Here is a 19081-nt window from a genome sequence, read left to right on the forward strand (position 1 = left end):
TTTACTGGGCTGCTGCCTTGCTCTGGCCACTGCCTTCTTGCAGGCAGCATAGGCGCCTGAAGGGGCGGATCCCGGTCGGGGCGGCCCGCGCTCCCACCAGAATATTACTCGCCAGTACACCCATTACATTCCCACTAAGCAAGCGCTTTGAACTGTGACCTTCCCAACGCTCTGTAATCGGGCGTCGGGAAGGCCCGCCGGGAACTTTCAGTCGCGCAGAGCGTTGAAGCGACCCTGGTGGTAGAGCAAGGGCCGACCGACCCCCGCGGGGTCGCCGACCACCGCCTCCGCGAGGACGATCCGGTGGTCGCCGGCGGGCACCCGGGCCGCCACCCTGCAGACCAGCCAGGCCAGCGTGCCGTCGAGCACGGGAACCCCCTCGGGCCCCTCGTACCAGCGCGTGTCCGCGCCGAAGCGGTCGGCGCCGCTGCGCGCGAAGGTCGTGGCGAGGTCGAGCTGGTGCTCGCCGAGTATGTGGACGCCGACGTGTTCGGCCTCGGAGACCGCGGGCCAGCTGGAGGCCCCCGTACCGATGCCGAACGAGAGCATCGGGGGCTCGGCCGAGACCGAGACGAGCGAGGTGGCGGTGAAGCCGACGGGTCCGGAGGGGCCCTGGGCGGTGATCACCGCGACCCCGGCCGCGTGCTGCCGGAAGACGGAGCGCAGGAGGTCGGGGGAGGCGAGCTGGGGGGTGCGGAGATCGGGCGTGGCCGTCATGGACTTGTCCTTCTGCCGGAGGTACGAGCGGTTCCGTGGCTGCTCAGCAGCCCGGACAGCGCGCACTTGCATGACGGGCGAGGTCCACGTGGACGCGCTCGTAGAGAAGGAGCTCCGGAGGCATGGGAGCAGGCTGGCGATAGGTGCGGGGTGCAGTCAAGTCCGTTCCGCGATGTGAAAGACGTCCGTGGGTCATGGCTGCCCCTCCTCCCCCGTGCCCGCGGTCTCACACGGCCTTGCCGATGGCGGCGATCACATCGGCCCTGCGCGGCTGCCCAGTTGCGCGCAGCACGACCTTTCCGTCCGCGTCGAGCACCAGCACCGTCGGCGTCTTGCTGATGCGCAGTTCCCGTACGAGATCGAGTTCGGCTTCGGCGTCGATCTCCACGTGGGCGACGCCGGGAACCATTTTGGCCACTTCGGAGAGGACACGGCGGGTCGCCCGGCAGGGCTGGCAGAAGGCGCTGGAGAACTGCACGAGCGTGGCGCGCTCCCCCAGTTCGTGCCCCTCCCACGTGCCCGGTCCCGACGGGGCGATCCGGTCTCCCGCGTCGCGTATCCGCACGTCAGCCTCCCGCCCCTGCGTCATGATCCAACCGTCCCCGACTTCAGCGCCCCGGCGCACGGAAACATTCCCGACGTGACGAGAATCTCGCGCCTGCCGGGCACGATGGGTGGTCAGCCGTCCGTTCTTGGGGCACGATCTGCGCAACGCCGAAAAACCTACGGCTGCGTAACTTCCCGCCGGGAACCCCCTCCCCAGGCAGAAACGAAGGGTCATCCCCTCCCATGGCAGAGCTTGTCTACCGTCCGGTCATCGGTGCCGCCAAAACGCTGTTCAAGGCGTGGGACCTGAAGATCGACTGCAAGGGGTCGGAGAACATCCCTCGCACCGGCGGCGCGGTGCTGGTCAGCAATCACATCAGCTATCTCGACTTCATCTTCGACGGCCTGGCGGCCCTGCCGCAGAAGCGTCTCGTGCGGTTCATGGCCAAGGAGTCGGTGTTCCGGCACAAGGTGTCCGGTCCGCTGATGCGCGGGATGAAGCACATCCCCGTCGACCGCAAGCAGGGTGAGACGGCCTACCAGCACGCGCTCGACTCGCTGCGTGCCGGGGAGATCATCGGCGTTTTCCCGGAGGCGACGATCTCGCCCTCGTTCACGCTGAAGACCTTCAAGTCCGGCGCCGCACGCCTGGCCCAGGAGGCCGGCGTCCCGCTGATCCCGATGGCGCTGTGGGGCACGCAGCGGCTGTGGACCAAGGGCCAGCCGCGCAACTTCAAGCGCAGCCACATCCCGATCACGATCCGCGTCGGTGAGCCGGTGGAGGCTCCGAAGGACCAGTTCGCGGGCGCGATCACCCGGCGCCTGCGCGACCGCTGCCAGGAGCTCCTCGAAGCCGCGCAGCGCGCCTATCCCGTACGCCCCAAGGGCCCGGACGACACGTGGTGGATGCCGGCTCACCTCGGCGGCACCGCGCCGACTCCGGCCGAGGTGAAGGCCGCCGAGGCGAGCTGAATCGATTACTCCGGGTGCTGTGACGCCCGCTCCGGCGCATGGACGGTGAGCCGCGCGCCGGGGCTGAACTTGGCGAGCAGCTCGGCGAGTTCGGCGCCCGCCTCCTCGACGCCGGAGTCCGGCCCCATCCCCTCGAGCAGGAAGATGGCGTTGACCGACTCCTCCGTGAGGCGGGTGCGCGGCCCCTGGCGCCAGTTCCAGCGGCGGCAGGTGACGCCCTCGTCGTCGCACCAGACGACCTCGCCCGCGTCCGGGTGCTCGACCGCCTGCTCCCCCGCGGCCATGGTGACGAAGTCCTCGGTGCCGTCGGCCCGCAGCAGGCGCATTCCGCCCTTGATCTGATCCAGGTCCTCGCCGCCCACCGGGATCAGGTGCGCGACGCTGATCGCGTTGTAGACGTCGACGAGGGCGTTGATGCGCGGCAGGCCACCGTCGGCGAGCGCGCGCTTGGCGAGCGCCTCGGCGGAGTTGCGCGTACGGGACGGCTTCGCGCCGAAGGCGGTGTACGTCGCGCGCCAGGCCACCATGTGCGGGTCCTCGTGCGGGGCGCGGTCGCCGAGCCGCTCGGCCAGACGCCGCGCGGCGTCGTCGAGGAGGGCCGAGGTTCCGTCGGTGCTGGGCCCGTTGACGAGCCCGTGGGCCTCGATGGCGACGTGGGTGAAGCCGGGCGCGAGGGCGCGGACCTCGTCGGAGACGGTCAGGTCGATGGTCATGGTCCGTCGTGCCTCACAGTTCGTGCGTCACAGTTCTGAGGGGTAGATCTGCCAGAGGTGCAGCCGGTCGCGGGCTTGTTTGAGCGCGCCGAGCGCCACTGGACTCGGTTCAGCGTACAGGACCGGATAGTCCACTTCATTGGACTGCGGATTCACGGGCCAGGCCAGCCGTTCCTCGCCGAGACAGAACTGCGCGTCGACTCCGGCCGGCATGTTCCCGCGCGGGTCCTGTCGGTGCCAGGCACCGTCGAGGCGTACGGCGACGAGACCGTGCAGGGAGTAGCCGCTGGTGTTGTCGTCCCGCAGCCGCTGGTAGCAGAACGCCGTGGGGATGTCCTCGGCACGCAGCAGGGCGGCCAGGGCGTGGGACTTCGCCGTGCAGATGCCGGTGCGCTCCCGCAGGACGTCGGAGGCACGCCAGGTGACCTCCATGCGGCCGGAGTCCTGCGAGTGCGGGACGGCGTCGCGCACGAACTCGAAGGCGGCGCGGGCGTACTCGTACGTATCGGCGGATGACTTTGCAAGGAGGGCCGCCGTCTCGCGGACCAGCGGGTGGTGGTGGTCGACCACGTCGTCGGCGGCCAAGTACGCCGACAGGTCAGGGTTTTCCTGGATCAGCTGCATGGCACGGGAGCATAGGAATACGACCGACCGCACGTCAATGCAATTGCGGTCGGTCGTATATCTATGCAGCCTCTTGCAGTCGGCGAGTGGCGCTGATCAGCGCGCCATCTCCTCCTTGAGGGCCGCGACGAAGCCGTCCACGTCCTCCTCGCGCGTGTCGAACGCGCACATCCAGCGGACGTCACCCGCCGCCTCGTCCCAGAAGTAGAAGCGGTACTGCTTCTGCAGCCGCTCGCTCACGTCGTGCGGAAGGCGCGCGAAGACCGCGTTGGCCTGCACCGGGTAGAGGATCTCCACGCCGTGGACGGCGCGGACCCCTTCGGCCAGGCGCTGCGCCATCTCGTTGGCGTGCCGGGCGTTGCGCAGCCAAAGGTCCTTGGCGAGCAGCGCCTCCAACTGCACAGAGACGAACCGCATCTTCGAGGCGAGCTGCATGGACAGCTTGCGCAGGTGCTTCATGTGGCTGACGGCGTCCTGGTTGAGGACGACGACGGCTTCCCCGAAGAGCGCGCCGTTCTTCGTGCCGCCCAGGGACAGGATGTCCACGCCGACCGCGTTCGTGAACGTCCGCATGGGGACGTCCAAGGAGGCGGCGGCGTTGGATATGCGCGAGCCGTCGAGGTGCACCTTCATGCCGAGCCCGTGTGCGTGGTCGCAGATCGCGCGGATCTCGTCGGGCGTGTAGAGCGTGCCCAGTTCGGTGTTCTGCGCGATCGAGACGACCTGCGGCATCGCCCGGTGCTCGTCGTCCCAGCCGAACGCCTGCTTGTCGATCAGCTCGGGGGTGAGCTTGCCGTCGGGCGTGGGAACCGTGAGCAGCTTGAGGCCGCCCATGCGCTCGGGGGCACCGCCCTCGTCGACGTGGATGTGTGCGGACTCGGCGCAGATCACCGCGCCCCAGCGGTCGGTGATCGCCTGGAGCGCGACGACGTTGGCCCCGGTGCCGTTGAAGACCGGGAACGCCTCGGCGGTGGGGCCGAAGTGGCCGCGGATGACCTGCTGGAGGTTGGCCGTGTAGTCGTCCTCGCCGTACGCGATCTGGTGACCGCCGTTGGCGAGGCCGATGGCGGCGAGCACCTCCGGGTGGGCGCCCGCGTAGTTGTCGCTCGCGAATCCCCGTACGTCCGGGTCGTGGTGGCGGCGTGCGTCGGTCTTCGGAGGGTTCACGGCTTCTCGGTCAGCCACAGGCGGGTTCCGTTCACTTCTCCGGCGGGTCGCTCCCAGACTCCGGCGATGGCCTCGGCCAGCTCCGTGACGTCCGTGAAGCCCGCGAACTTCGCGTTGGGCCGATCTTCGCGCATCGCGTCGTGCACCAGCGCCTTGACCACCAGGATGGCAGCCGCCGACGACGGGCCCTGCTCGCCCCCCGCCTTGCGGAAGGCGTCGGCCATGGCCAGGGTCCACGCCTCGGCCGCCGCCTTGCCGGCGTTGTACGCGGCGTTGTTGGCCACCGGCTTGTGCGCGCCCGACTGGCTGATCAGTACATAGCGGCCCTGCGCGCTGCGCAGCAGCCCGTCGTGGAAGGCCAGCGAGGTGTGCTGGACGGTGCGGATCAGAAGCTTCTGGAGGAAGTCCCAGTCGGCGAGGTCCACGTCGGTGAACGTCTTGCTGCCGCGCCAGCCGCCGACGAGGTGGACCAGGCCGTCGATCCGCCCGAACTCCTTCTCCGTGCGGGCGGCCCACTCCCGGGTCGCGCCGAGATCCAGCAGGTCGACGGTGTCGCCTATGACGGTGGCTCCACCGTGCGCGTACCGCGCTGCGTCCACGGCTTCCGCGAGGCGGGCCGCGTCGGCGTCGGACGCCACGACCGTGGCACCGGCCTCGGCGAGCCTCAGCAGCGTGGCACGGCCTGCCGGGCCGGCTGCTCCCGCGACCGCGACCACGGCTCCATCGAGTGCGGACATCGTCCTCGCCTCCTTGGTGCGGTTGCTCACGCGGCGACCTGCTCGACGCTCGCGGCGGTGATCCCCTTGGTTTCGGCGATCACATGCTTGAGCTTCTTGGAGAGCGCCTCATAGAACATGCTGAGCGGAAACTCGTCCGGAAGCACGTCGTCGACCAGTTTTCGGGGCGGAAGCTGCACATCCAGGGCGTCCGGGCCCTTGGCCCAGCGCGATCCGGGGTGCGGGGCGAGGTACTGGGACACCAGGTCGTACGCGGCGAACCAGTGCACCAGCTTGGGGCGGTCGATGCCCGCGCGGTAGAGCTCCTCGATCTCGGCGCACAGCTGGTTGGTGACCTGCGGCGCGCGCTCCCAGTCGATCTTGAGCTTGTTGTCGGTCCAGCGGACGACGTCGTGCTTGTGGAGGTACGCGAAGAGCAGCTGGCCGCCGAGGCCGTCGTAGTTCTTGACGCGGTCGCCGGTGACCGGGAAGCGGAACATCCGGTCGAAGAGCACGGCGTACTGCACGTCACGGGCCTGCGGGATGCCTTCGGCCTCCAGCTTCACGGCCTCCTTGAAGGCGGTGAGGTCGCAGCGCAGCTCCTCGAGGCCGTACATCCAGAACGGCTGGCGCTGCTTGATCATGAAGGGGTCGAAGGGCAGGTCGCCGTGGCTGTGGGTGCGGTCGTGGACCATGTCCCACAGGACGAACGCCTGCTGGCAGCGGTCCTGGTCGCCGATCATCTCGCGGATGTCGTCGGGCAGGTCGAGCCCGAGGATGTCCACGGAGGCCTCGGTGACGCGGCGGAAGCGGGCCGCCTCGCGGTCGCAGAAGATGCCGCCCCAGCTGAAGCGCTCGGGGGCCTCGCGCACGGCGATGGTCTCCGGGAAGAGCACGGCCGAGTTCGTGTCGTACCCGGCGGTGAAGTCCTCGAAGGTGATGCCGCAGAACAGCGGGTTGTCGTAGCGCGTGCGCTCCAGCTCGGCCAGCCACTCCGGCCAGACCATGCGCAGCACGACCGCCTCGAGGTTGCGGTCCGGGTTGCCGTTCTGCGTGTACATGGGGAAGACCACGAGGTGCTGCAGACCGTCCTCGCGGTGCGCCGCGGGCTGGAAGGCGAGCAGCGAGTCGAGGAAGTCCGGCACCTGGAAACCGCCGTCGGCCCAGCGCCGCAGGTCCGCGCCGAGCGCCTGGTGGTACGCGGCGTCGTGCGGCAGGAGCGGGGCGAGCTGTTCGATCCCGGATATCACGCGGTCGACGGCGAGTTCGGCCACGGCCCGCGCCGGGGCGCCCTCCGCGTCGAAGTCGATCGAGCCGTCCGCGGACTGCCACGGGCGGATCTCTTCCACGGCTTCCTTGAGCATCGGCCAAGCCGGGTGCTCCACGACCCTTCCCATGGGGGCACCCCCACTCACGGGAGGAACCGCACCTTCCGTAACCCTCTGCACAAGAATTTCCGTCACTTGTCAACCTCCACGGGAGAACCTCGCGTCAGAACACCGTATGTGTGCGAGGTTCCCCACCACAAGAGGAGGCTCGGGAAATTATCCTGTGACACCCCCAACATCACCGCTGATTTTCCTGCCGGACACCGTGGAGGCGACTGCTTCTGCCACTTCCGCCACCGCGGTCCGCGTATCGTCCAGGAGCCGCGGGAAACCCAGGAACCCGTGGAACATCGCCGGACGGTGCCCCCGTGTCACCGGGACCCCCGCCCGTCGCAGCCTGACCGCGTACGCGGCACCCTCGTCGCACAGCGGATCGCAGCCCGCGGTGACGATGTGCGCGGGCGGCAGCGCGGCGATGTCCGCGCCCAGGGGTGAGGCGTAGGGGTGGGTGCCGTCGCCGTCCGGGCCGAGGTACTGCTCCCAGAACCAGCGCAGGTGCGCGGCGGTGAGGAAGTAGCCGGTCGCGTTCGTCGTATACGAACCGCTGCCCTGCCCCGCGTCGAGCATGGGATAGATCAGCACCTGGAGCGCCACGGCGGGCCCGCCCCGGTCCCGCGCCATCAGGGCCGCGACGGCGGCGAGGCCGCCCCCGCCGCTGTCCCCGGCCGTCACCACGGCTGCCGGATCGCCGCCGAGCCCGCCCGCCGCGGTCCGGGCCGCGGCCCAGCAGAGGGCCGCGTACGCGTCCTCCGTGGCCGCGGGGAAGCGATGCTCGGGGGCGAGGCGGTAGGCGACGGAGACCACGAAGGCTCCGGATCGCGCGCAGAGGGTGCGGGCCGTGGCGTCGTGGGTGTCCAGGCCGCAGAGGGTGTAGCCGCCGCCGTGGAAGAAGACGACAGTGGGCCGTGGGTGGGTACGCCCCGGTGGACGGTAGACGCGTACGGGCAGGTCAGGGGCTCCGGCGGGGCCGGGGATGCTCCGGTTCTCGACTGCACCCACCGTCGGCGCGTCCTTTCCGGTGGGAGGCGTCGCGGCGAGGATGCGGCGGGCCTCTGTCGCGTCGGTGACGGTGCCGCCGAGGTCGGGGAAGGCCGCGCTCAGCGCGTCGACGAGGGGCCGTGCGGCCAGGGCGAGGCGGTCGCCGTCGGGGCGTGTCGCCATCACCCGCTCTCCTGGGCCCGGAAGTAGGGGATGACCTTCTCGCCCCACTGCCGCAGGGTCTCCATGCAGGCCTCCTGCGGGACGGTGCCCATCTGGATGAGACACATGATCTCGTCGGCGCCCGCGTCGCGGAGCCGTTCCACGTACGCGATGGCGTCGTCGGCGGTCCCATAGGCGTGATCCGCGTTGAAGGTGGCCGTGGAGGTGGGCCGTACCGGGATGTCGTGCTCGTGCAGCCGCGCGACGACCTGCTCGGCGGCCTCGCGCATCGCGGCCGCCTCGTCGGCCCCCTCGACCACGGCTTCGTCGGGGATGCCGGCGCCGCCGTACCAGTGTCCGATGGACTGCGCGAAGAACCGCTGTCCGCGGATGCCGACGCTCCGGGCGGTCTCGCGGTCGTCGAGCACGATGGTCGGGCAGAGCACGGAGAAGTGGTCGTTGACGACTCGGGACACGAGGCGCGCGTCGCTGCGGGCCGCGATCGCCGTGTCGTACGCGGCTCGCATCTCGGCGATCGCATCGGGCCCGGCGAAGCCCATCACCAGGGCGCCGATGCCGAGTTCGGCGGCCTGAGTCAGGGTCTCGGTCCTGCTGCAGGCGAGGAAGAGCGGAGGGTGCGGGGTCTGTCGGGGCCGGGGCAGGATGGGGTGCGGATCGATGTCGAGCAGCGCGCCGTGGTGCTCCAGTTCCTCGCTCTCCCATGCCTTGCCGATGATCTGCAGCGCCTCCTCGACCTCCTGGGTCGTGCGTTCCTTGTCGACTCCGCAGAGCGAGGTCTCCTGGAGCGTCCCGCCGCGCCCCGCCCCGAGGTCGAGCCGCCCGCCGGACAGCAGGTCGAGCATGGCGACGCGCTCGGCGACCCGCGCCGGGTGGTTGAAGGCGAACGGCATGCAGACAACGCCGTGGCCGATGCGGATGGTGCTGGTGCGCGCGGCGACCCAGGTCAGGAAGATCTCCGGGGCGCTCATGTGCGCGTACCACTTGAGGGAGTGGTGCTCGACGGCCCAGACGCGGTCGAACCCCATCTCCTCGGCCAGGACGGCCTGTTCGACGCTGTCATGGATGAGTTGATGCTCGCGCTCGACAGTGGGGTCGGCGAGCTGCGCTTCGAAGATGACGGAGAACTTCACGTGCCCTCCAGGGAGTTGAGCCGCTGTGAGCCGTTATGGGCCACTGCGGGCGGCGCTGCTGTTTCAAGCAGTCATATGACTAGTCGTCAGGTCCAGAACTTGCAAGAGAACGGCAACGCGCAGAAATCCCCGGGAGAGCCGTGACGGCTCTCCCGGGGATGCGTGTTCCTCAGGCGCAGAGGGTCAGTTCGTGTTGAGCGTCAGGCCGTAGTACCGCAGCGTGTCGTCCAGGGGCTGGAAGTACGAGGAGCCCTGGTCGTTCACCCCGCCGCACGACTGGTTCGTCGGGCCGCCCGAGGTCATGCCCTGGGCCTGGTTGCCCGAGATGTACGCGCCGCCGCTGTCCCCGCCCTCCACGCACACCGTGGACCGGCCGAGGCCGCTGACCACGGTGTCCGGACCGCCGTTGCGATCGGTGTAGGTGACGCTCACGTTGTACGCACCGACCCGTCCGCACGTCCAGCCTGTCGTCGAGCCCGACTTGCACAGGTTCGCGCCGACCGCCGCGCGCTGGCTGCCGCGCACCGCGACCGAGGCGCCGTTGCCCCAGGTGCCGACTGCCGTGGTGATCGAGGACCCCGACTGGATCGTCGCCAGGCCCATGTCCACGCTGTTCTGGCCGAGCGCGAAGCGCGTCGTGGAACCGGTCGCGAACTTCGAGCCGTTGAAGTAGAGACCGGGGTTGCCGACCACGCAGTGGCCCGCCGTGACGAGGTACTGCCGGCCTGCGCTGTTGCGGGCGCCGAAGCCGACCGAACACCACGAACCAGGCTGGTTGTTGATGTTCATCCGGCTGCCCGGGGAGACGGCCGCCTTCGCCTCGAGGTCCTGCCCGCCCTTGACCACCCGGACGGCGTCCCCGAACTCGCGGGCTTCCTTGAGGAAGGCGCGCGCCGCCGGGGCGGTGGAGTCGGCCACGGTCACCTTGACCGTGTCGGAGGCCAGGTCCGCCTCCCAGGAGGCTATGCCGCTCGGGACGCGCTCGGCCGCCGCCTCGTCGAGGGCGGCGGTGACGCGCGTCAGCTCCGCCTCCCCGCGGCTCGGTATGCGGGCGGTCAGGCCGGTGGCCTTCACCTGCGCCGCCGCGCGGGACGCGCCGACGTTCACGGTCAGTTCGCCCTTCGCGTCGAAGAACGCCCCGTCCGTCCGGACGCCGTCCCGGTGCAGCCGGTCCAGTCTCCGCTGCTGGTCCGCCTGTTCGTCGAGGCGTCGTACGGCGGCGGTCTCGCTGACGCCGAGGGTGTCCGCCAGGGCCTCGATCATCTGCGGCTCGTAGCGCGGCGTGGGGGTCGCTTCGGCGTGTGCGCCGGTGGCCCCCGTCGTGACCACCAGGGCCCCGGCTGCCGCGGCAGCGAGGAGGTAATGCCGAACATGCGCCATGGGAATGCCTTCCAAGGGTAAGTGGGGGGTGGCATATGGACGTTCGGTGCACCGGGGTGGGGTCAATTGGTGCACCGAACATCCATCGACGCCGTACACGGGATTTCCCGGACCGCGCCGTTGGGCGAAACCATCCCGTCACTTCGGGTGGCCGCACAAGGCATGGCGAGGCACCGGCCCTTAAGGCGAAAGGGGTAAACACTTAATGCGCGTCCGCGGGTGTGGAGCGTGGGAAGCGGAACCCCCTCCGCGTGCACAGGGGGGCGTCCGGAGGCGGGAGTTGACCGCGTCTGAGCTGCCGGTCACCCCGAGGCCGATCCGTGACGACGCCGATATGTGATGCGGAATCGGCGTGACGGATATTGACGTACGCGGTCCGGCGGGGTTTGGTAGGCGAGGCGTCAGGCCGGGAATTCTTTTTGTCCGTCGCCGCCCGTGTCCGGCCATGCCCAGGCGTGACGCACAACGGCATTCATCGGGCAGATGCATCTGCTCCGGGAGTGCGGCTCGTCATCTGTCGTGCCGGGAGGCGAAATTCGTGACGGTCTCATCCGGGCTGACGTCGGACGACTCCGAATCCGGTACGAGGGCGGCCTTTTCGACCGATCCCCCCGCTCCGTTCGCCGTGGCCCTGCGCGAGGCGGTGCGCCGGCGCGGGCTCCCCCTCGACCGGATCTGCGAGCGGCTCACCGCACGCGGCATCCGGCTCACGCCCGCGACCCTCAGCTACTGGCAGCGCGACCGCACCCGCCCCGAGCGCTCGGACTCCCTGCGTGCCGTGGTCGCGCTGGAGAGCATCCTCGACCTGGCGCCCGGAGAACTCTCCGGCCTGCTGCGATCCCAGCGTCCGCGCGGGCGCCGTCCGGCCGTACGCGTCGACGAGCACGCGACGCGCCGCCTCTACGGTCGCGCGTCCCGGCAGGAGCAGGCACTCGGGGACGCCTTCCCCCGCTTCAACCAAGGGGTCGCCATACTCCTCACCCGCGAGGTCCTGCACCTGGACCGGCAGGGCTGCGTCAGCCGACTGACCATCAACCACCTGGTGCGCGCCGTCTGCGACGGTCCGGACCGGCTGATCAATCTGCACTTCCTGGACGACCCGGACGCCGGACCGCCCGAAGCGATCGTCCACTGCGGCCAGTTGGAATCGATGCGGCAGGACGCGGTGTCGGGCGGAGTGATGCTCCAGATCGGCTTCGGCCGTCCACTGTCGTTCGGCGAGACAACGACCGTCGACTACGAGATCCGCACCGCGCCGCAGGGGCACCCGACGACGCTCCACGAGCGGGGCATACGCGGCAACCAGGACGCCTATCTCCTGCAGGTGCACTTCCCGCACGAGCGGCCGCCGGCGATCTGCCACTCCTACTACCGGGAGAACGCCTCCGCCCAGCAGCGCAAGGTACGCCCCCTGACCGTGGACTCCTCCGGCGCGGCTCATCTGTACGCGGCGCAGTGCCGGCAGGGCATCTACGGCATGAGCTGGCAGTGGCCGGACGAGGTCACCTGAGGCCTCTCGTGGGCCCGCACCGTGGTGGGTGCGGGCCCCCGGATCACGTCACGCACCGGAGTGCGTGCTGTGGATCAGAGCCCGAACTCCTGCGGGGAGAGGCCGAGCGCCGCGCACGCCTCGCGCAGGACCTGCTCCTCGGCCGGGGCGATGTACCCGTCCGCGCCCGCGACGACGAAGCCGGTCTGCACGACCGCCTTGGCCTCCGTCGGCTTCTTCGCCGCCTTGGCGATCTCCTGCATGACCTCCGTCTTGCCCTGCTGGAAGTTGAACGACAGCTGGTCGACGTGCTTGTTGAACCGCTGCTGCAACTGCTCTGGCGGGAAGTTCTTCAACACGTCGTTCTGCAGGATCAGCGACTCCACGTGTCGGCGCTCGGCCGGGTCGACCGAGCCGTCAGCGGCGGCGACCAGGGCGCACATGGCCATGCTCGCGTCGCGGTAGGAACCGCTCTTGAGCTCCGTCTTGAGGGAGGCGAGCTGGGACTTGAGCACGCCCACGAGCTGCGCCTTGGAGCCGCCCGACCCCGATCCCGAACCCGGCCGTCCGTGACCGCCGGTGCTGCTGCGTCCCCCCTGCGACTGCTGCTGCAGACCCTTGGCCTGGTCCTTGATCCGGTCCCACATCGCCATCCGTGCCACCTCGGCTACCTGTTAGCTCGTCCGCGCGCGTTCCACGCGTCACCCTGCCAACGCCTCCCCGGCCCCCGAAGTTCCGTCACGGACACCTGGGGAAAGCCATTCGAACACGAGAGCCCAACCGCCGGGCCAACAGACCGCGCAAGCGCGCGGAAGCCCCGCGCAGGGCGCCGAGCGACTGCACCTCGTCCGCCCCGATTTCCTCGCGGTCCGAGCGCGGATGCTCCGCCAGGAGGCGGAGGAGCCTGTTGTCGTTCCAGGTGCTGTCGCGGGCCGTGGTCAGCTCCAGAAGCGCCGCGGGCGGGGTGTGGGGGTTGGCGGCCACCGCCTGCCAGACGAAGGGGTAGGGGCATCTCACGAGCCGGTGCAGGACGGAGCTGTCGCTCTCGGTACGGGCCAGTGCCAGGAAGTCGGCAGGCGTCGGCACGGGGCATGCCCTCTCGGGATCGTCGGGGCCGCCATCATCGCAGCGCGCCGGACCGGTCAGGAATGGAGAAGCGTTGGTTGCCCTGGACTCTCTAGCGTGATGGACATGGCAAACATCGCATCCGTCACCCTCGACGTGGCCGACACCACCGCCGCGCACCGCTTCTACACCACGGCCTTCGGCCTGGACTCGCAGCTGCGCCTGCGGGCCTCCGAAGAGGCCAGCACCGGGTTCCGGGGGTTCACTCTCGCCCTCACGGTGTCCCAGCCGGGCGACGTCAAGAGCCTCGTCGACGCCGCCCTCGCCGCGGGCGCCACCTCCCTGAAGCCTGTCTCGAAGTCGCTCTGGGGTTACGGCGGCGTCGTACAGGCCCCGGACGGCACGATCTGGAAGGTCGCGACCTCGGCCAAGAAGGACACCGGACCCGTCACCCGGCGGATCGACGAGATGGTGCTTCTGCTGGGCGTCGCGGACATGGCCGCGAGCAAGCAGTTCTACGTCGAGCAGGGCCTCACCATGGCCAAGAGCTTCGGCCGCATGTACTGCGAGTTCGAGGCCGCGTCCGGCGCCTTCAAGCTGGCGCTGTACCGGCGCCGCGCCCTGGCCAAGGACCTCGGCGTGTCCCCCGACGGCACCGGATCGCACCGCCTCATGATCAACGGCGGCGACGGCCCGTTCGTCGACCTGGACGGATACGCCTGGGAGACCGCGGCGCCGGTACAGCGCACCCCCTCCGCGTGACGCGCTCGTCACCGGTCACAGGATCACAGGATCACGGGGTCACAGCGTCACGGGGTCACAGCGTCAGGAGCAGGTCGAAGAGCTCCTTGTCGAACAGCGAGCCGTACAGGTCGCCCGTGACCTGGGAGCCGTTGATGGCGACCGTGGGTGTGCCGGGCCCCCGCGGATCGTCGCCACCCGCCTTCTCGTACGCCTTCTCCGACGCGGCGACGAAGTCCCCGTACTTCATCGTTCGCACCGCCGAGTCGAAGGGCTTGCCCCTCAGCCCCTCGACTTGCCCGGCGAGTTCCAGCAAGGACGCCGTGGTGTAGCCCCCGGCGAGTTCGTTCTCGGTCATGTTCTCGAACAGCACGGCGTGGTACTCGGTGAACTTGCCCTCCGCCAGCGCCGCACGCAGGGCGTTGACCGCCTTCTTCGAACCGTCGCCGCCCACGCGGTCGTCCCTGAAGGACGCGAGGGTGTACTCGGTCCTGGCCTCGCGGCGCAGTGTCATCTCTCGCAGCGCCGGGGCACCCGTCGCCTCGAACTCCTCCACGACCGGGCAGCGCGGGTCCTCGTACAGCTGAACCTTGGTCGCCGCGGCCGGATCCCCCACCACGATCGTCGTGCCGTCCGCGGCCAGCTTCTCCGGTAGTTCCCCGACACCCGCGTAGGGCGCCGGGCCCGGTCTTCCGGTGCCTCCGGCAGCGTGGGCGTCCGCACCCTTTGACTGCGTCTGCGGTGCGCAGCCCGTGACCACCACGACGGCGATCGCCAACGCGGTCGTGACGGCCGGCCTTCTTGCGTTTCTCACCTGCGAATTCCCTCCCCTTGATCGCGCAGACACTATGCGCTCAAGGTCACGAATGGCACCGGGGAGAAGGGGGCGCGCGTCCGCTCACGCTTCGAGGCCGCCCCGCTTTGTCAACTGGCGTGCGATCACGTTGCGTTGGATCTCGTTCGTGCCCTCGCCGACGATCATCAGCGGGGCGTCGCGGAAGTAGCGCTCCACGTCGAACTCGGTGGAGTAGCCGTATCCGCCGTGGATGCGTACGGCGTTGAGCGCGATCTGCATGGCCGTCTCGGAGGCGAAGAGCTTGGCCATGCCTGCCTCCATGTCCACGCGGCGGCCCGCCTCCGCCTCCCGGGCGGCGTACAGGGTGAGCTGGCGGGCGGCGGTGAGGAACGTGGCCATGTCGGCGAGGTAGTTGCCGATCGACTGGTGTCTCCAGATCGGCTCGCCGAAGGTCTCGCGCTCCTGGGCGTAGGCGAGGGAGTCCTCGAACGCGGCCCGGCCCACCCCCAGTGCGCGCGCCGCCACCTGGAGCCGCCCGGTCTCCAGGCCCTTCATCATCTGTGCGAAGCCCTTGCCCTCGACCCCGCCGAGCACGGCGTCGGACGGCGCCCGGTAGTCGTCGAACGACAACTCGCAGCTCTCCACGCCCTTGTAGCCGAGCTTGGGCAGGTCGCGCGCGACCGTCAGGCCGGGGCCGTGCTCGACGAGCAGGATGGAGATCCCCTTGTGGGCGGGTTCGGCGGTCGGATCGGTCTTGCACAGCAGGGCGATGAGCCCGGACCGGCGGGAGTTGGTGATCCAGGTCTTCGACCCGTTGATGACGTATCCACCCGCATCGGGACCGGTGCCCGCGTCCTTGCGGGCGGAGGTGCGCATGGCCTGGAGGTCCGAGCCGCCTCCCGGCTCGGTGAGCGCCATGGTGGCCCGGGTCTCCCCGGTGGCCATCTTCGGCAGGTGGCGGCGCCGCTGTTCCTCCGTACCGAAGTGGAGCAGCAGCTTCGCGACCACGGTGTGGCCGCCCGTCGCGCCGGCCAGGCTCATCCAGCCGCGGGCGAGTTCCTCGGTGACGAGGACGTAGCAGGGCATGGAGACCGGCGTGCCGCCGAATTCCTCGGGAATGGCGAGGCCGAAGATGCCGAGGCTCTTCATTTGCTCGATCAGAACTTCGGGGTAGGTGTCGGCGTGCTCCAACTCCCGCACGACCGGCCGTACTTCGCGGTCCACGAAGTCCCGAACCGTTCTGACGACGAATTGCTCGTCCTCGGAAAGGATGTCGAGAGTGCTCATGCCGGGACGCTCCTCATCGACAAGCCGAGCCCGTACCGGAGCGCGCGCGTCGCACGACGGTTGCACGGCGGTCGCACGACAAAGGCAAGGAGTGTGCGAACTCCTTGCCATGCTCAAGATATAGCGCATGGGGGGCCTTGCGGCAAGACCCAGGTCGTGGCGCAGAATCATCGATCTCAGCCGGAATCCCAGCGAAATGAGAACAATGATTGACGTGATCGTGGTCGGCGGCGGACCGACCGGTTTGATGCTGGCGAGCGAGCTCCGGCTGCACGGTGTGCACACGGTCGTCCTGGAGAAGACGGCGGAGCCCACCCAGCAGTCCCGCGGGCAGGGCCTGCACGCGCGCAGCGTCGAGGTGATGGACCAGCGTGGCCTGCTTGACCGGTTCCTCGCGGTCAATGAGAAGTTCCAGGTCGGTGGTTTGTTCGGCGGCATCATCAAGCCGTGGCCGGAGAAGCTGGACACGGCGCACCCGTTCGGGGTGGCCACTCCGCAGCCCGTCACCGAGCGGCTGCTCCACGAGCGCGCGGTCGAACTCGGCACCGACATCCGGCGCGGCTGCGAGGTGGTCGGGCTCAGCCAGGACGAGGACGGGGTGCGTGCCGAACTCGCGGACGGCACCCACCTGCGCTCGCGCTACCTCGTCGGATGCGACGGCGGCCGAAGTGCCGTGCGCAAGCTGCTCGGCGTCGACTTCCCCGGCGTGCCCGCCTCGGTCGAGACCCTCCTCGGCGAGATGGAGGTGACCGCGGATCAAGCGACCATCGACGCCGCCACCGCCGAAGTACACAAGACCCAGCTGCGATTCGGCCTCAGCCGCGGCGAGAACGGGGTGTACCGCGTCGTCGTCCCGGCCGACGGGGTGACCGAGGACCGCTCGGCCGAGCCGACCCTGGACGACTTCAAGCAGCAGCTGCGGGCCCACGCGGGGACCGACTTCGGGGTGCACTCGCCGCGTTGGCTCTCCCGGTTCGGCGACGCCACCCGGCAGGCCGAGCGCTACCGGGTCGGCCGGGTGCTGCTGGCGGGCGACGCGGCGCACATCCACCCGCCGACCGGCGGGCAGGGGCTCAACCTCGGCGTGCAGGACGCGTTCAACCTCGGCTGGAAGCTGGCCGCCGCGGTCGACGGCTGGGCGCCGGAGGGACTTCTCGACACCTACCACACGGAACGGCATCCGGTGGGCGCCCGCGTCCTCGACAACACCCGCGCGCAGATCGCGATGCTCGGGTCCGATCCGGGTGCGACGGCGCTGCGGGAGCTGTTCGCCAAGCTGATGGACTTCGAGGAGGTGAACCGGTACGTGACCGGGATGATCACCGCGGTCGACGTCAGCTACGACTTCGGCGAGGGCCATGAGCTCCTCGGGCGGCGCCTGCGGGACGTGGAGTTGAAGCAGGGGCATCTGTACGGGCTGATGCACGAGGGCCGGGGGCTGCTGCTCGACCAGACCGGCCGGCTCTCGGTCGCAGGGTGGGCCGACCGGGTCGATCACGTCGTCGACGTCACCGAGGAACTGGACGCGCCCGCCGTGCTGTTGCGGCCAGACGGTCATGTGGCGTGGGTCGGTGAGGACCAGCAGGAACTGCTCGACCTGCTGCCCAAGTGGTTCGGCGCCCCGACAACGGCGTAGACGTACGCGAGGAACCGGTCCGGTGTCCGGTTCTCAGCCGACCTGCGTGTGGAACTGCACGAGGCGTTGCTGGACGAGGTTCACCGTGCCGCGCTGCCGGCCCGGCACGCGGCGCCGCAACGCGACCAGGGCCGGGCCGAGTTCGCGGACGGTGTCGGGGTCGCGGACCTGTTCCCACTGATGGTGGGCCAGGTCCGCGGCGGCCTCGACGTCAGGGGCGTCGGGGGCCTGGCCCGCGGTGAGCCGGGTGGAGACCACGGCGAGCCAGATCTCGCAGCTGCGACCCGGGTCCTTGGCGAAGATCGCCAGATGTCCGCGGACCTCCATCCAGTGCACCACCTCGGGCGATGAGGGCCCGTGCGTACGCAGTGCCTCCCGCTCCCAGGCGGCGGCCATGGAGGCCGCCTCGCCGTGCCGTCCCGCCTCCACGGCCCTGGTGATCGCCGCGTGCGGGTCCGCACCGGGTCCCTCCGGCGCGCCGGAGGGTACGGAAGCGGGTACGGAAACGGGCGCCTGCTGTTGGGCGGGCACCGTCACGTGGTGGGCGGGCACCGGCGCACGGTCGCGCATGGCTCCGGGGGCGCCGGCGGGGAAGGCCACGAGGGCGGGATCGGCACTGAGCAGCATGACGCCGGCCGCGCCCTCCTCCGCCGTCTGGGCCGCGACATGCTGATGCAGGTCCGCCAGCGGCGGCCGGTGCCCACTGCGCAGGACCGTCGCCAGCGCCTTCATGTACGAGGGCACCGCGACGGCGCGTCGGCCGGGCGGCGGTGCGACGCGCCCGTACAGCGCCACGCCCGCACCCACCTCCAGCGGGCGCTGCGCCAGCTGCTGCCAACTGTCGGCGTCGGCATGCAGATCGGCGACGACGGTCGTGCTGCCGGGCGGGCGCAGCCGCAGCTCCTGGGCGATCCAGTGCCAGGGGAAGCCGGTGTAGCGCACCGTCGCCGCCGTGGTCCGCGCCAGGGCGACATGCTGCTGTCGCTGACGGCGATCGAGGTGCAGTTGCCCGACCAGGTACACCGTCAAAGGCCCCGGCGCCATCGCGGCCGCGCGCAGCCGGGTCAGCACGGTCTGCGGATCAAGCGGGTCCGCGAGCTCCACGACACTCGCGGTCGCGGTACCGGCGAGCACCGCCGGAGACACCGCGGCGAGCACGGGCAGCACGGAAGCCGCATCCACCATACGGGCCTTGCCGACCGGCGCCGCCGCAATCAGCAGCGCGGTCCCGGGCACCGTCCCCTCCCCATCAGTCACCAGAGCACCGTATCCGCTGCTCACCTCGGGGGCGGCAGCGGTGTTCACCCTTTACCACGCCGAATCCCCCAAAACGGGCGCGCACTTGGTCCCGGGATCTGTGACCGTGAGGGTGTCGGGCCATGCGAGGCGGGTAAAGAGCGTGTGCTCCGGGCAGCGAGTGGTGTTGCCGGAGCCTGCGGCCGCCGCCGGTTTCGGCGGCGGCGGCCGCGGCGCTCCTGGGGGCAGGCTCCCCCTGGTACCCCAGGAGCGGGTGTCCGCACCGGCCGGCGTCCGGGGACCGCGGGAGTGGCCCC

The 19081-nt window shown here is 70.1% G+C and carries 19 protein-coding genes; 4 read left to right on the top strand and 15 right to left on the bottom strand.

Annotation, left to right across the window (positions count from 1 at the left end; translation table 11 throughout):
• Positions 1-207: 207 nt before the first annotated feature.
• A complete protein-coding gene (locus tag AB0I66_RS05880; RefSeq protein ID WP_363206430.1) occupies positions 208-717 on the bottom strand; it encodes a flavin reductase family protein in 510 nt (169 codons plus the stop codon).
• A gap of 226 nt (positions 718-943) precedes the next feature.
• Positions 944-1306 carry a thioredoxin family protein gene (locus AB0I66_RS05885; protein ID WP_363206431.1) on the bottom strand — a complete coding sequence of 121 codons (363 nt, stop codon included), beginning with the start codon at positions 1304-1306 and terminating at the stop codon, positions 944-946.
• 200 nt (positions 1307-1506) lie between these two features.
• Here AB0I66_RS05885 and AB0I66_RS05890 point away from each other — a divergent pair, with 200 nt between their 5' ends.
• A complete protein-coding gene (locus tag AB0I66_RS05890; RefSeq protein WP_363206432.1) occupies positions 1507-2235 on the top strand; it encodes a lysophospholipid acyltransferase family protein in 729 nt (242 codons plus the stop codon).
• 5 nt (positions 2236-2240) lie between these two features.
• Here AB0I66_RS05890 and AB0I66_RS05895 read toward each other — a convergent pair whose 3' ends face one another.
• The 8 genes from AB0I66_RS05895 to AB0I66_RS05930 form a co-directional block, all read right to left on the bottom strand.
• Positions 2241-2948 carry a phenylalanine--tRNA ligase beta subunit-related protein gene (locus tag AB0I66_RS05895; RefSeq protein WP_363206433.1) on the bottom strand — a complete coding sequence of 236 codons (708 nt, stop codon included), beginning with the start codon at positions 2946-2948 and terminating at the stop codon, positions 2241-2243.
• Positions 2949-2975: 27 nt separating this feature from the next.
• A complete protein-coding gene (locus AB0I66_RS05900) occupies positions 2976-3572 on the bottom strand; it encodes a transglutaminase family protein (protein WP_363206434.1) in 597 nt (198 codons plus the stop codon).
• A gap of 96 nt (positions 3573-3668) precedes the next feature.
• Positions 3669-4739, bottom strand: coding sequence for a low specificity L-threonine aldolase (locus AB0I66_RS05905; protein ID WP_363206435.1), 1071 nt, complete (start codon positions 4737-4739; stop codon positions 3669-3671).
• Positions 4736-5476 (bottom strand): SDR family oxidoreductase, encoded by a 741-nt coding sequence (locus AB0I66_RS05910; RefSeq protein ID WP_363206436.1) that lies wholly within the window; start codon positions 5474-5476, stop codon positions 4736-4738. The genes AB0I66_RS05905 and AB0I66_RS05910 overlap by 4 nt, the downstream gene beginning before the upstream one ends.
• Positions 5477-5502: 26 nt before the next feature.
• Complete coding sequence (locus AB0I66_RS05915; RefSeq protein WP_363206437.1) at positions 5503-6918, bottom strand: DUF6421 family protein; 1416 nt, start codon at positions 6916-6918, stop codon at positions 5503-5505.
• An 81-nt stretch (positions 6919-6999) separates the two neighbouring features.
• Positions 7000-8004 (bottom strand): alpha/beta hydrolase, encoded by a 1005-nt coding sequence (locus AB0I66_RS05920; protein ID WP_363206438.1) that lies wholly within the window; start codon positions 8002-8004, stop codon positions 7000-7002.
• A complete protein-coding gene (locus AB0I66_RS05925; RefSeq protein ID WP_363206439.1) occupies positions 8004-9134 on the bottom strand; it encodes an LLM class flavin-dependent oxidoreductase in 1131 nt (376 codons plus the stop codon). The genes AB0I66_RS05920 and AB0I66_RS05925 overlap by 1 nt, the downstream gene beginning before the upstream one ends.
• A gap of 183 nt (positions 9135-9317) precedes the next feature.
• The gene (locus AB0I66_RS05930; RefSeq protein ID WP_363206440.1) at positions 9318-10514 is read right to left on the bottom strand and encodes a S1 family peptidase; all 1197 of its coding nucleotides are present in this window, start codon (positions 10512-10514) and stop codon (positions 9318-9320) included.
• A gap of 538 nt (positions 10515-11052) precedes the next feature.
• Here AB0I66_RS05930 and AB0I66_RS05935 point away from each other — a divergent pair.
• Positions 11053-12024: an XRE family transcriptional regulator gene (locus tag AB0I66_RS05935; protein WP_363206441.1), complete on the top strand. Its 972-nt coding sequence runs from the start codon at positions 11053-11055 to the stop codon at positions 12022-12024.
• Between the two features lie 74 nt (positions 12025-12098).
• Here AB0I66_RS05935 and AB0I66_RS05940 read toward each other — a convergent pair whose 3' ends face one another.
• Both AB0I66_RS05940 and AB0I66_RS05945 read right to left on the bottom strand, forming a co-directional pair.
• Complete coding sequence (locus AB0I66_RS05940; protein WP_363206442.1) at positions 12099-12656, bottom strand: TerB family tellurite resistance protein; 558 nt, start codon at positions 12654-12656, stop codon at positions 12099-12101.
• Between the two features lie 85 nt (positions 12657-12741).
• Positions 12742-13089 (bottom strand): hypothetical protein, encoded by a 348-nt coding sequence (locus AB0I66_RS05945; RefSeq protein ID WP_363206443.1) that lies wholly within the window; start codon positions 13087-13089, stop codon positions 12742-12744.
• Positions 13090-13194: 105 nt separating this feature from the next.
• On the opposite strand from AB0I66_RS05945, the gene AB0I66_RS05950 reads away from it, so the two are divergent.
• Positions 13195-13830 (top strand): glyoxalase, encoded by a 636-nt coding sequence (locus AB0I66_RS05950; protein WP_363206444.1) that lies wholly within the window; start codon positions 13195-13197, stop codon positions 13828-13830.
• Positions 13831-13885: 55 nt separating this feature from the next.
• On the opposite strand, the gene AB0I66_RS05955 is transcribed toward AB0I66_RS05950, so the two are convergent.
• On the bottom strand, positions 13886-14623 hold the full coding sequence (locus AB0I66_RS05955; RefSeq protein ID WP_363206445.1) for a thioredoxin domain-containing protein: 738 nt from the start codon (positions 14621-14623) through the stop codon (positions 13886-13888).
• 84 nt (positions 14624-14707) lie between these two features.
• On the bottom strand, positions 14708-15892 hold the full coding sequence (locus AB0I66_RS05960) for an acyl-CoA dehydrogenase family protein (protein WP_363206446.1): 1185 nt from the start codon (positions 15890-15892) through the stop codon (positions 14708-14710).
• 205 nt (positions 15893-16097) lie between these two features.
• Between AB0I66_RS05960 and rox the strand changes: the two genes are divergently transcribed.
• Entirely contained in the window at positions 16098-17528 is a 1431-nt protein-coding gene (gene rox, locus AB0I66_RS05965; RefSeq protein WP_363206447.1) for a rifampin monooxygenase, read from the top strand.
• Between the two features lie 33 nt (positions 17529-17561).
• On the opposite strand, the gene AB0I66_RS05970 is transcribed toward rox, so the two are convergent.
• A complete protein-coding gene (locus AB0I66_RS05970) occupies positions 17562-18764 on the bottom strand; it encodes a hypothetical protein (protein ID WP_363206703.1) in 1203 nt (400 codons plus the stop codon).
• Positions 18765-19081: the final 317 nt, after the last annotated feature.

Origin of the sequence: Streptomyces sp. NPDC050439, from assembly GCF_040655335.1 — a bacterium.
Classification (GTDB): domain Bacteria; phylum Actinomycetota; class Actinomycetes; order Streptomycetales; family Streptomycetaceae; genus Streptomyces.